We start from the raw sequence: 12,210 nt of genomic DNA, 5'->3' as shown, positions 1-12,210 counted from the left end.
GATTCCTAAGGAAGCAATAAGGAAACGAACGGCTCAGGCGGGAAATCACTCGACGACCTCCTTCAGGAGACCTGCGATCTCCACTTCCAGCGCCCTCAGTTCGGTGTCGATTTCCTCCAGCGGCCGGGGCGGCACATACTGGTAGAAATAGCGGTTAAAATTGATCTCGTAGCCAACGCGGCCGACGCCGCGGTCGGCGGCATCGCGGTGGCTCTCGTCCACCCAGGCGTCGGGCACGAAGGGCGTGACCTCGCGCGCGACATAATCCCTCCAGTCCTGGTCCAACGGCACCAGCTCATGATCGCGAAGACCGGTGTCCGACTCGGGATTACCGTCCTTGTCGCGGCAGATCTCTGCTTCTTCGTCGCGCTCCCCGAGGGCCGCCACGATCGCCTTCTTGACCGGCGCCCCAACCTTGAGGTCGGCGGCCTTCAACGCCTTGTCCAGGGCCTTCAGGAACGGCACGCGGTCCGTCCAGACCTGACCGTTCATGTTGCTCAGGATCGCCGCCCAGAGTGCCTCTGCCGTCGCCGCATTGAGCTTCTGGATCGGCTTCTGATCCCGCAACCGTTCGATCGCTTCCTTCGTGATCTCGAACCGCAGCCGCAGCGGCCGCTCCACCCGGATCTCGCGGTAGCCGAAGTCGGTCGTCTGGAAGATCTTCGAGACCTCGGCCCAGTCGCCGTCGCCGTTCAACATGTCGCCGTAGATACGCGCGACCTCGTCGATGGCTTCCTCGGAGATCTCCCGCCTCTTCGAGCCGAGGGACTTGCGCATCGCGCGCCAGAAACGCTCTCCGCTGGCGTCGATCAGCTGCACCTTGCCGCGGCGCTTCTGCTCCTTCCGGTTCGAAAGGAGCCAGACGTAGGTCTGGATGCCGGTGTTGTAGAAGAGGTCGGTGGGCAGCGAGATGATCGCCTCGACGAGATCGTTCTCGAGCATCCACCGCCGGATCTCGCTCTCGCCCGAGCCGGCGCCGCCGGTGAAGAGGGGAGAGCCGTTCATGACGATGCCGATGCGCGAGCCTGCGTCGTCGTCGCGCATCTTCGAGATCATGTGCTGGAGGAAGAGGAGCTGTCCGTCCGAGATCCGCGGCAGGCCAGCGCCGAACCGACCGTCATGGCCGAGGGCCTCTGCTTCTTCCCTGATCGGGTCCTGATACTTCTTCCAGTCCACGCCATAGGGCGGATTGCTGAGCATATAGTGGTAGCTGCGCTCCTTGTGCGCATCCTGCGTCAGCGTGTTGCCGAACGCGATGTTCTCGGGATCATGGCCGGTCACCAGCATGTCCGACTTGCAGATCGCGTAGGATTCCGGGTTCAGTTCCTGACCATAGAGTTCGACCCGCACCCGGTCGTTCAACTGGCGCAGATGCTCCTCGGTGAGAGCAAGCATTCCGCCCGTTCCGCATGCCGGGTCGTAGACCTGGCGGATGATGCCTGAGCCGGTCAGCGCGTCGGCATCGCGATCGGTGACGAGCTTCACGATCAGGCGGATGACCTCTCGAGGCGTGAAATGTTCACCCGCGGTCTCGTTCGAGATCTCAGAGAACCGGCGGATCAGATCCTCGAAGAGGTAGCCCATCTCGGTGCTGGAGACCGACTTGGGGTGCAGGTCGATCTGTGCGAACCTTTCGAAGACCTGCCAGAGGATGCCTGCGTCGTTCAGCCTCTTGAGCTGATCGGTGAACAGGAACTTATCCAGGAAGATGTCGCGGACACCTGGTGAGAAGGACGTGATGTAGGCGACGAGGTTCTTGTGGATGTCGCCGGCCTGCTGCTGACGCATCGCGCGGAACGTCAGCGAGCTCGTGTTGTAGGTCCGGATACCGTCGCCGGCCGCCTCAGACAGCATGAGGTCCCGTGTGTAATCGTCGAGATCGTCGGGGAGGTCTTCTGCAAGGCTGACCACCGCATCCTTCGTTGGCGCAAGGATGCAGTCGAGCCGGCGGAGGACGACGAAAGGCAGAACGACCTTGCCATACTCCGACTGCTTCAGGTCGCCGCGGAGGAGTTCCGCGATCGACCATACAAACGAGCCGAGGCTCTTGATGTCGGAGTCGGCCATGTCTGTCTCTGCCTATCGTTTTCGCCTTCAGTAGCAGCCTGACCATGGGAGAGGCAACAAGCTCAGTGCAGGCGATTCCATGGAAACTTCTGATTTCGCCAGTATTTTCCGACCGCCCTTGGGCGATATCGGCAATCTCTCCAAATTTTCGACCCGACGGCGCCGTTTGGTGCCGCAATGGTTTCGAGCGACCGAATACGCGAGCAACAACTCAGCCGGAGACGGGCCGTAATGGGGTGAGGCCTGCAAATCCTGAGAATTCAGCCGTGGATTTGCAGGATTAGCAACCGTTCCGCGCCGCATCCGGCGCAATTCATCAAGAAAATTCAGAATTCGGTTCCTTCTCGCTTTGGTCGCCGATTGTGGGGCGTAAATCCCCTGCAACAAGGAGAGCGAACCAATGGAAGACAACGAACACCTCATGATCGACGAATATCTGACGACCAATGAAGTGGCGAGGAAACTCAAGCGGAGCCCTCGAACGATCCGCGACTACATCGCGGACGGATGTCTCACTCCGCGAGGTCGCATCTACCTGGACGGAACGAAGGTCGGGAAATCCTGGCTGATCCATCCCGAATGGCTGGAGCTCTTCGAACATCGAATCCGCCCCGTGCGGAGGGCGGATCTCGATCTCGAGTGAGCGCCCGCCAACGGGAAAGGAAGCGAAATCATGTTGCTGCAAGACCAGGTAAGCCAATACCTCGATACCTCGGGCGAATCCATGCGGTCGCTGTCCATGAGGGCTGGCCTCAATCCGAAAGCCGTATCGGATATTCTGAACCGCCCCGGGCATCGTCCGATGCGGAGCACGGTCGAGGCCCTCGGCACTGCGATGGGTGTCCTGCTGCCCGGTCTCGAGCCGCGCATGACCTATGCCCAGTTGATCGCTCGGCTGTCCAAGAAGACCGGTGACGCCGCCTTGGATCGCCGGAACGCGACGCTCGTTTCTCGCCTCAAGAAGGTGCTCCAAGCCGCGGAATGGATGCCCGAGATCGAATATGTTGACCGAGACCGTGTCATCGAGCGCTTTTCTGGTTGGTCGCCCGCGACCCTCGGACTCTCGCAGGGAAGTTTCCGCAACTACAAGTCCGATGCACTGGCTGCGATCGATGAGGTCTGCGGCAGCAACCGAAAGCCTGGCATCCGCGACGTCACCGGGCTCTACCGGGAAGTTCATGAAGCCATCCAGAACTCGGATTTGCCCCAAGACATGAAACTGATCTCTGGCTCATTCCTTCATTTCCTGGACCAGTCAGGCCTGTTGCCACGCGAGATCACACAGTCTGTTCTGGAGGTCTACTTCCATCGCCGCTGCGCAGAAGCACCGAAGACTGAGGCCGTCTGCCGCAAGCACGTCAAGCGCGTCGCCGCTCTTTGCACCCGCCTTTCATCCGAGCCCGCATTCGCAGAGTTTCAGTTTCCTGCGGTGGATCACCCTTTCGACGACGGAAGGGACAAGTATGGGGTCTCGACGTCGGTTCTGCGAGCGTTTCTCCAGCAATTTGACGGGCCTGTCACGCGATGGGCCATGGGCGATGAGTCGCGTGATGGGCTCTCCTACGAGGCTTTTCTGAAACAGCTGGATCGGACCCAACCGCAGCTCCCAATGACCGGCAAGCTGGCCCTTCTGAAACCAAAGCCGAACGGGCGAAAGAAGACCGAGGAGGAGCGTCGCTCAGCCGGTTTCCTCGTCGAGGACGAGACATGGTCACAAGAAACGCTTGCGAACCGCCGGGGCATCATGATCGCCGGAGCGAAGGCGCTCTATACCGCGACCGGATACCTGATCGAGAGCGTGGAGGAATACACCATTCCAGTCGTGGTCGAGGGAGTTCTCGAAGCCGTCCAGGTGAGCAATAGCGGGGGCGAATTCCCGAGCAGCTACGCATCGACGCTCGGCAAGGCGATAAAGAAGCTCGCGCGCGACTACGTCGGCCGGGATCTGGAGGAGGTAGAGAGTATCGCGTCCACGATCAAGGATTATGCCGCCGGCGGGAAGGGGATCACAAAGCGCAACAAGGACAAGCTACGCCAGATCATCGGGGACAGACAGCAGCGCCTGCTGGATCTCGGTGAGATCCTGATCGACGAGGTCAATGCCGAATTGGACCGACAGGCCCGCAAGAAGCGCGGAGCAAGTCGTCTCGAATATCTCGATATCGAAATGGTCCGCGATGTCATGTGCGTGCTGGCCAGCGATATCCTGATTGCCCGAGCTCCGCGAAAGGCGAACGTGACTCGAGCAAAGCTCTCGTGGATCTCCTGGCGCGGCGAGCTGGCCACGATCACGGTCCCGAACGTGGAGGTCAAGATGCGCACCAGCGACGATCCGGATCTGCCCATCCCTCTGGGAGAAAATGAATCGCGCAGGCTTCGGATGTATCTCGACAAGATCCGCCCCAAAGCCCTCCGCAAGGGCGACGAGCTCAATCCTTTCCTGTTCCCAGCCCAGGGTTCAAGCGTCGAACGGGATCAGCCCTTCGTGGGCCTGCTGGAACGGTTGATGCGGCACACGCACCGGATCACAGGCATCCGGATGAACCCCCACCTCTACCGTCATTTCCTCGGGTGGCTCTGGCTCAAGGAAGATCCGGACAGGCTTCCGGACGTGCAGCGGCTGCTGGGACACAAGAGCCTCGAGACAACTCTCGCGTTTTACGCAGAGATCGATGAGCACCTCGCGCTCGATCGCTGGCAAGCATACCTCGTCGGGAAAAAATCGCGTCAGCCCAAAGGCTTCAAGGAGAAAGGAACCCTATGAAACGGCATCACACAATTGCTCTGTCCTCTCCACCCGCGTCTCTTCGTCAAGGAATTCCGGATCGACCGCACTCCGACGCGGACGGCCTCGCGCATGAGCTGCGCCTTCTCCGACAAAAGGGGCCTGAGACGACGCTGGCGTTCTATGCGGTGGTCAATGAAGGCCGCGCGATCGACCGTTGGCGGGCATACCTGACGGACAAGAAGTCGTCGCGCCAGCCCAGTGCCAACAAATGAAAGGGATTTCGATGAAGAGAGAACTGGAAACAGAGCCGACTATGGATATCGCCGCCCTACTTCAACGTGTTCGCGCTTCCTTGGAGGTGGATCGACCGGATCTCGATCCTGCCCCGATCCTGCATGAACTTCGGGCTTTCGCGGCATGGAGGGACCCGGACTTGCCGCTTGCGGCTCCGCCCTCACGCCACGAAGTCGAGCGCTACCTCGCGGAGTGCTCGGCGCAGCACGGAGGCCGTCTCGGTGCTTTCAGGTTGTATCGCGTTCAGGCGGCGGCTCCTGTCGTCTGGGGCATGCCCTATGCGTCCATGATCGCGGTCATCCGCCGCCAGCGCCAGCGCGCCCCCAAGACCAATCGGAAGTCGAAGACGGATTCCATCCGAGCCCTGATCGCGCGCCTTCCGGAGGAGTGGCAGCCTGGGCTGGTGGCCAGAATGAGTTCCGAGCCGGGCAACCGGAAGCAGAAGTGGAGCGATGACCATCTCACCTCCGTCGCGCACGCCCTGCTGCGCTGGCTCGGGTGGTGCGATAGCTCGGGCCACGATGTCAGGCCCGCAGGGACCACCTTCCACGTATACGCTGGAGATCTGGCCCAGGAGGGGGTCTCGACGCGCAGCGCGAGCGACTACCTCGGGCGTATATTGTCGGGCTATGTCTCCGCGTGCGATCCCGGGTTCGCGAGTGTGGCCTGCGACCATGTCATTTCCAGACTGAACGCCCGGGCAAAGGTTGAGGGAAGTGCGACCAAGACCGGCGAACAGCTGGTGGGCGCATCGACGATCTTCGACCTTGGACGGGAGATCATCGATAACGCCCGGGCCTCGGGTCCGAGAGATCTGTTCGCGGCACGCGATTTTCGGAATGGTCTGCTCCTCATGACGGCCGCGGCGGTGCCACAGCGAGCGAGGGCGCTCTCGCACTTCGAAATCGGCCGGACCGTCATTCTCCTGGATCGGCCGTATGTCCATGTCAGATTGCCGGGAACCGCGCTGAAACTCCGGGAATACGAAAAAGAGCACGCCGGATACGACCGGGTGCTGGAGAACCCGGTCCTCTGGGACGCCGTCGACGAATACAGGCGAGTATTCCGGCCGCTGTTCGACGACGGCAGCGCGATGTTTCCGAGCCTTCTGGAAGTTGGCGAGAAGGTCTCGGCCGCACAACTTGGCCATCTCACGGGCAACCTTACCCAGAAGCATTTCGGGGTCAGGATCAGCGTGCACCGCGTCCGGGACAACGTTGCCACGGAGGCATCTGAAGAGCTTGCGGGAGGTGGCTACATCGCGCCGGTTCTGCTCGACAATCGCAACCCGGCCACCACAATGGCGAGCTATGATCATGCGCAGGGCGTCCGGGCCGCCCGGGACCATGCGGAGTTCGTCGCGTCTCGGCGATCGTATTCGGCGATCCTGCGCCTATGAGCAGGATTTGGATTCCGTCTCCGCTCACCGCCGCAACTCACTGAAAACGGTTTTATTTTCTTGGTGTGTTGAAGACGGGTTAATTCCACCCGCACGGGGTGGGACCAGCCCGTTTTCAACAATTTCCCGGTATTACTTCAACCGCCGCAGCCCGCCGCGTGAAAAGGGTCTTCGCGATCAACAATGATCGCATGCCGCCTTGCAGCGCATGGCGGCATGCGCGCGGCGCTCACGCGTTCGGGTTGAGCATGTAGGCCCTGCGGCGCGGCCTTTCGTCGACGACCGTCCCGTCCGGGAGTTTCGCGATCCAGTCGTGCTGGACGAGGATGGCCAGAGCCTTGTCCATCGTCTGCCTTCTGCGAGTCGGGACGGGGCCGGATTGCAAAACCCGCTCGGTCGCAAAACCCTCTCCAGCGGTGAGATTGCTCTTGAGCCAGTCCAGAAGCTTCTGAGCATGGCTGACCGCATCCTCATTCGTCCCGGCGATGCAGAGATACTTGAACTGCTGGAGATGGTATTTCACGAGGTCACAGGCGTTTGCCATTGTGGCCTCGGAAATTTCGGTGGTTTCACCGTCCTCAAAGAGGGTCATCAGGGCGGCAAGACGACAGGCATGTTCGGGCGCCTTGGCCGCAAAGCTGCTGATATCGGCCGCCCATCCTCCGCGCCCCAGTTCGGATTCGACAGCATCGTGGAACGCCACGCATTGCGTGAACGCGCCGGCAGAGAGCTTGAGCGTCTTCTCTGTCGGGTCTTCCAGCGTATTGCGCAGGGCTTTGGCAGTCACCTCCTGGAACTTGTCAACAATGGCGTCCTCCGAGGGCTCGCTGCGCCGGTAGCGCCGTTTTCCCATGTTGCTCTCCGGCCAGGCCGGCAGCATGCGGGCGAGGATGCCTTGCCCGAGCATGAACTCGTTTCCGAAACTCTGGCCGATCAGGTTGGGCTGGAACATCAGGTTCAGCGTCGTTGGTGTGGGCGGGACGTAGCCGTCGCCCTCCTGCGTCGCGCGCGGCCGGATGAAAAAGGCGCCGTCCCAGAACTTGGAAATGATCCCGCAGGTCAAAGCCAGTTTGTCCGGTGACATCGAATGACCGCCAAAGAACGTGGCAGCTTCGTCCGAAAACCACCCCAAGAATCCGGCTCCGGAAGAGATAGCCTTGAAGGCACCTTCGATGGTCGGTTCGGTCACGAGGAAATTCGGGCACACCGGGCGAGGCGGTTTTGCCTCATCGCGCTCCAGTGTCCTGACAGTCTGCTCATGCTCTTTGATGAGCTGGGCATACTCCTGCCGTAGCTCCAGGACGGTCCGATTGACACCGCCCATCGCCCAGCCGTCCGTGGCGCTCTTTCTCTCCCCGGACAGCGCCACAAGGACGAAGAAGCACGCGGCATTCGCGGTCGAGCTAAGTGTCTGCACTTTGACACGGCTGGCGAAAGTCAACGAAATGACCGCGAGCACGGATTGCGCCGCGATCGCCTCCGGCGCCTGGGTCTTCTTTGCGATCGCCGCGACCACCTCGCGGAGCCCCGGGCTCAGGCAGTTCAGCGGATAGGGCGTCCGCGGCGGCTCAGCATGAGGCAGGGGTGAGGGCTGACCCCACTCCAAGGCGCTTTCGCCCTTGGGTAGCACGATGTGGGTCTTGGCCTTCGCCCTCCGGTTGGTCTTGGACCGCTGCGCTGACCCTCCCCGAAAGCGCTGCACTGAATTGTTGATGATCTTCTTGAACACGGGCGTTTCTCCTGTCTGCTCTGTGTTCCCGGTAGATCGGTCGATCGCTTTTCGTCGAGAAACGACGGCAACCGAAAAAATCAGGGCGGGGTAAATTTTTTTGCCTCGTCATCGATCAGAGTGCCTCGGACCCTGGGCCGGGATTTTGGTCCGTCTCCTCCAGGTGAGAGACGGACCAAAATCCTGGCTGCCATGGCATCGGCAGAGCGAAAGGAACGAAAGAGAGACGGTCCGCGCGGTGCCAAGGCGACGGATGTCGAGGGGGCACTCACCGCGAGATTGATTGATGCCTTGAGCAGCCAGTAACGACAACGCAGCCTTTGCTGCGCGGCTGTCGCGCAGGACATGACGTCTGACTGATGTGGGGGCGCCCCTCGTCAGAACCTCATTCAGCGGAACTTTGGAGAAAACCTCGTCAGCCGGCCCGGAACCGCGCCCCTTTGGTGAGGGCGCGGCTCAGGCGCCCGCGAGGGTGATCAGGAAGAAGAAGGAGAAGGCGCGCCAAGGAGGCGCCTGCCGGTCCGGAAGCGCGGGCCGGTCTTGACCGGGGCACTGAAGCCCCGGGATCTCGAAGGAGACCGACATGAACTACGATACCACAGAAATGCGCGCCACGCTTCGGGCCGCGGCAACCCGCCGGGCTTTCGCCGACTGGCTCCGTGCCGATTCCGATCGGCTGATCTCGGCGGCGGAGCTTCTCGGCGGGGATGGCTGGGAAGGTCGCGCGGCCGAAGTCGCCGCGGCGATGGCCGACGGTGCTGAACCCGAGGACGTCGAGGCCGATCTCGTCGCGCTACACCGTCTGCTGACTCTCGAGTGCATGAACGACATCGAAAGCGCGGAGGCGGTGCGGTTCCTTGCGGTCCATCCCGACGATCCGCGTGCCGACGACGCGCGGCTGTGCGCGGAAGCTCTGGAGCGCGGCCTCGACGCACTGCGCGAACTGGCCGCCATGGCTGTTCAGGAGGTCGCGTGATGGACATGATTTCCGAACTCGTCGCCGATGCCCTGCGGCAAGCCCGCCTTGTCCGCAAGTGCCTGGACGCCAAGGCCATCCCTCTCCTCGATCCCCGTCACCGCACATTCGCAGGAGACATCAGTCGGCGGATCGCCAGCCGGAAAATCGTGAACGAAGCCTTCTTGCACGACCTCGAGGCCTTCATCGTTCTGGTGAGCAAAGAAGTCGAGGCAGGGACCACGATCGCCTGGCGCGGTCACGAGCACGATCCCGATTGTGGATACGAATTTGCGATCCGCAGCGATCGCGCCACTGCGTTCCGCATTCTGGTCGATGAGATGGTCGACCTTGCAACGATGGTCGAGGCAGCGCTCGACGCTGCCGAAGCCTTCACCATCGCGAATGCCCTTTTCGAGACGTGAAGGGCGCGGCGCATCCTTGGATGCGCCGTCTTGACGGAGCAATGCTCCCCGCTGCCGGATCGGATCACCGGAAGCGCGCGCGCCGGGCCACATCCGTCTGCTGCTTCAGCCGGCGCGCGATTGACACCGCGTTCTTCGATCTTGCTGACCGGGCGCTTGGTCATTCATTCAGGCCAAGTCACTCGGCAGCTAATACGGGACCCCGATCAGCAGCCGGACCAGGGAGAACGCATCGACCGGCGACAAGGCCCGTTCGAACAACGTGACCGCAATTGCACTCTCCGTTGCGGCGTTTCCCTGTATCGATGACGACGTCAGTCCTCATTTGCGCTGCAACTTCGAAGGTCACGGCAAACGCGATTTCAGGATCTCTTGCACGGCGCAGCGTCGGATGCTGCGGTGGTCAGGCACGGAGGCGTGAATTGGAAAGCATCGTTGCGCGGGTCTCGCAGTGGGTTGCCGATCGACAAGTGATTGCCGCGCAAGAGATCGCCACGATGTGATCCCGCGCGCTCCAGATCAGGCGGATGCCTTCGCCCTACGAGAAACCAGGTCGGTCACGCTGGCCGAGCTGATCTCCGCGAACGGCGACCGGATCATGGAAATGTCGACCACCACGGCGTTCACGCGCTTGCGGAGCAACGTCAAGGCGAAGCCACCCGGGTTGTAATTGGTGATGCCGACATCCCGCTCGACATGGCCCATCAGAGCGCGCCGCTGGCTGTCCGGGCACTCCGACTGGATCAGGAGGTGGTTGAACGTCGTGCGGAAGCTGTGGAAATCGCGCTGCGCGTCGTAGATCTTGTGGTCCTGGCGATACCGGGTGAATCGCTTCGAGAACGTCTCGGTGTAGGTCTTCTTGCTTTCGCTCCGCTCGAGCCACGGGAAGAGGCGCGGCTCGCCGGCGCGTGCAAGGCCGGCGACGAGCTGCATGAAGCCGAGTTTCAGTAGGTTGTCATGGATCGGGATGGTCCGGCGCGATGCCTTGCTCTTGAGGCTCTGGCCCGGCCCCTGCTTCAGAACGATGCACGGGATGTCATCGATGATCTGGATGTCATCGAGATACAGCTGGAGCACTTCCTCGCTCCGAAGGCCCATGTGGACCGCGATGAGCGGCGCCCAGAACATCGGATCACCCACATCGGCGAGCTTGTCCTGAAAGATCGGCGAGCGGAACAGCCCGTCGAGCTTGCCGCACCAGGTCTGGCGCTCGTTGTCTTCCTCGAGGATCTCCCGGCGCTCATACTCCGCGGTCTCCCAGATGTGGTCTTCCATGATGTTCTCCGCCAGGTGACCGCGCTTCTTGTGAAAGACGCAGATGCGCTGGAAGTCCTGCATGTGGCGATAGATCGTCGCGGTCCGCAGCCGCTTGATGCGGCCTTTCAGGATCTCGGACTCGATCTTGCCCGGACTGGCCCCCTGTTTCTTCAGCCTGGCGCGCGTAATTTCCGCGTTGTGCGCCTCCGTGGCGTCGGCGTCATCAGCGGCCTCCTGCGGCGACATCTTGCTGGTCTTGGCCTGGTATGTATGCGGCACGCGCGCGACGATCTCCCAGGCCGCCTTCAGTTCCTCATCGGTGATCTGGTCGAAGGGCTTGTTCCCGAGAATCCGCGAGAGGAGTCGCGCGGTAGACCGAACATTGGGGGCCGTGTTCCGCGCCCAGCTATTCCCAGCCTTCTCGTTGGCCTGTTCGGTGGGTTTGAAGGTCTTGTAGCCTTGGCTGCGGACCTCGATGTAGTCATCCGATCCCTTCTCGATGGTCGGGCAGGACGACTGGGCCCGGGGCGGCTCGGACGAGAGCGCGGCCGCCGTCTCGGTTTTCGTGGTGACCTGCGGCTGTTGCACGTCTTCCGGCGTAGGTGCGAAAGGCCTTGTAGAGGCCGCCGAAGGCGCCAGATCCCGATCCGTGATGGGCGCAACTTCCTGGGCAAGGCACGGCGCGGGCGGCGTCAGTGATGTCCGAGGCATGAAAGGCAGCGCGGAGACAGTTGGTGCCGCGTCGACGAGACTCCGCGCGGCTTTCAATGCTGGGGACGGCTCGTCAAACACACCCTGATCCCGCCGAAGGTTCTCCTGCTCTGCGTCGAGCATGATCCGAAGGGCTCGAAACGCGAGCCGACGCCAGTCCGGGTCGGTCTCGTCCAGGGTGATGCCGAGACGCGCGGCGACCTCTTGGAGTGGGTTGCGCGCCTTCTCGCGGTCCCGGGTCGCGATCGCGTGCCGCAGCGTTTCGACGGCGGCGTTGGCGCAGGTCAGATCGTAGGCCGCGACCTCAGGCGTGCGCATCGGTGCGTCCTCACGCGCAACATCGGCTGCTTCGATCAGAAAGCGGCACAGCTCCACGAGGAGTTTTTCCATGATGTCGGGCGCGATCGCCATCGTTCTCTCCGTCACTCCGGCGAAGGCGATGTCGCTCAGAAGCGTAAGCTTATGAGCGAGGGCCTTCGCGTCGGGGAGGACGTGGGAGCGAAGCGAAAAGAGGAGTGAGATCTTTTTCGATGGGGTGCAGATCCTCAGAACGCGGCGCGGCCAGCGACGGCGCCAGTGGAAGCCCGAGGGACGGTATTCGAGGTGCGATTGTGCCGAGACGAGTGACCGCATGTCTTCGACTCC

Annotated in this window: 9 protein-coding genes; 6 read left to right on the top strand and 3 right to left on the bottom strand. The window is 61.9% G+C overall.

What is annotated here, in order from left to right:
- Positions 1 to 45 precede the first annotated feature (45 nt).
- Complete coding sequence (locus tag JAN5088_RS13380; RefSeq protein ID WP_055683280.1) at positions 46 to 2,067, bottom strand: type I restriction-modification system subunit M; 2,022 nt, start codon at positions 2,065 to 2,067, stop codon at positions 46 to 48.
- Between the two features lie 400 nt (positions 2,068 to 2,467).
- Here JAN5088_RS13380 and JAN5088_RS13375 point away from each other — a divergent pair, with 400 nt between their 5' ends.
- The 4 genes from JAN5088_RS13375 to JAN5088_RS13365 are packed head-to-tail and all read left to right on the top strand — an operon-like array spanning position 2,468 to position 6,488.
- Entirely contained in the window at positions 2,468 to 2,710 is a 243-nt protein-coding gene (locus JAN5088_RS13375) for a helix-turn-helix domain-containing protein (RefSeq protein WP_233489779.1), read from the top strand.
- Between the two features lie 30 nt (positions 2,711 to 2,740).
- On the top strand, positions 2,741 to 4,831 hold the full coding sequence (locus JAN5088_RS13370) for a site-specific integrase (protein ID WP_055683279.1): 2,091 nt from the start codon (positions 2,741 to 2,743) through the stop codon (positions 4,829 to 4,831).
- Entirely contained in the window at positions 4,828 to 5,067 is a 240-nt protein-coding gene (locus JAN5088_RS18690) for a hypothetical protein (protein ID WP_143114973.1), read from the top strand. Before JAN5088_RS13370 ends, JAN5088_RS18690 begins: the two co-directional genes overlap by 4 nt.
- Positions 5,068 to 5,078: 11 nt before the next feature.
- The gene (locus JAN5088_RS13365; protein ID WP_055683278.1) at positions 5,079 to 6,488 is read left to right on the top strand and encodes a hypothetical protein; all 1,410 of its coding nucleotides are present in this window, start codon (positions 5,079 to 5,081) and stop codon (positions 6,486 to 6,488) included.
- A 229-nt stretch (positions 6,489 to 6,717) separates the two neighbouring features.
- Here the strand turns inward: JAN5088_RS13365 and JAN5088_RS13360 are convergent, their stop codons facing one another.
- A complete protein-coding gene (locus tag JAN5088_RS13360; protein ID WP_055683277.1) occupies positions 6,718 to 8,217 on the bottom strand; it encodes a DUF3987 domain-containing protein in 1,500 nt (499 codons plus the stop codon).
- Between the two features lie 583 nt (positions 8,218 to 8,800).
- Here JAN5088_RS13360 and JAN5088_RS13355 point away from each other — a divergent pair.
- Together JAN5088_RS13355 and JAN5088_RS13350 are read left to right on the top strand one after the other, a co-directional pair.
- The gene (locus JAN5088_RS13355; protein ID WP_055683276.1) at positions 8,801 to 9,193 is read left to right on the top strand and encodes a hypothetical protein; all 393 of its coding nucleotides are present in this window, start codon (positions 8,801 to 8,803) and stop codon (positions 9,191 to 9,193) included.
- Complete coding sequence (locus JAN5088_RS13350) at positions 9,193 to 9,597, top strand: hypothetical protein (protein WP_055683275.1); 405 nt, start codon at positions 9,193 to 9,195, stop codon at positions 9,595 to 9,597. The genes JAN5088_RS13355 and JAN5088_RS13350 overlap by 1 nt, the downstream gene beginning before the upstream one ends.
- A gap of 519 nt (positions 9,598 to 10,116) precedes the next feature.
- Here JAN5088_RS13350 and JAN5088_RS13345 read toward each other — a convergent pair.
- A complete protein-coding gene (locus JAN5088_RS13345; RefSeq protein ID WP_055683274.1) occupies positions 10,117 to 11,976 on the bottom strand; it encodes a tyrosine-type recombinase/integrase in 1,860 nt (619 codons plus the stop codon).
- Between the last annotated feature and the right edge of the window lie 234 nt (positions 11,977 to 12,210).

Origin of the sequence: Jannaschia rubra (assembly GCF_001403735.1) — a bacterium.
Classification (GTDB): Bacteria; Pseudomonadota; Alphaproteobacteria; order Rhodobacterales; family Rhodobacteraceae; genus Jannaschia; species Jannaschia rubra.
The sequence above is the reverse complement of the archived record's forward strand: the minus strand, read 5'-3'. Positions and strand labels throughout refer to the sequence as shown.

Excerpts from the sequence above, each read along its gene's own strand:
- JAN5088_RS13380 (WP_055683280.1), bottom strand. The coding sequence starts at position 2,067 with ATGGCCGACTCCGACATCAAGAGCCTCGGCTCGTTTGTATGGTCGATC.
- JAN5088_RS13375 (WP_233489779.1), top strand. The coding sequence starts at position 2,468 with ATGGAAGACAACGAACACCTCATGATCGACGAATATCTGACGACCAAT.
- JAN5088_RS13370 (WP_055683279.1), top strand. The coding sequence starts at position 2,741 with ATGTTGCTGCAAGACCAGGTAAGCCAATACCTCGATACCTCGGGCGAA.
- JAN5088_RS18690 (WP_143114973.1), top strand. The coding sequence starts at position 4,828 with ATGAAACGGCATCACACAATTGCTCTGTCCTCTCCACCCGCGTCTCTT.
- JAN5088_RS13365 (WP_055683278.1), top strand. The coding sequence starts at position 5,079 with ATGAAGAGAGAACTGGAAACAGAGCCGACTATGGATATCGCCGCCCTA.
- JAN5088_RS13355 (WP_055683276.1), top strand. The coding sequence starts at position 8,801 with ATGAACTACGATACCACAGAAATGCGCGCCACGCTTCGGGCCGCGGCA.
- JAN5088_RS13350 (WP_055683275.1), top strand. The coding sequence starts at position 9,193 with ATGGACATGATTTCCGAACTCGTCGCCGATGCCCTGCGGCAAGCCCGC.
- JAN5088_RS13345 (WP_055683274.1), bottom strand. The coding sequence starts at position 11,976 with ATGGCGATCGCGCCCGACATCATGGAAAAACTCCTCGTGGAGCTGTGC.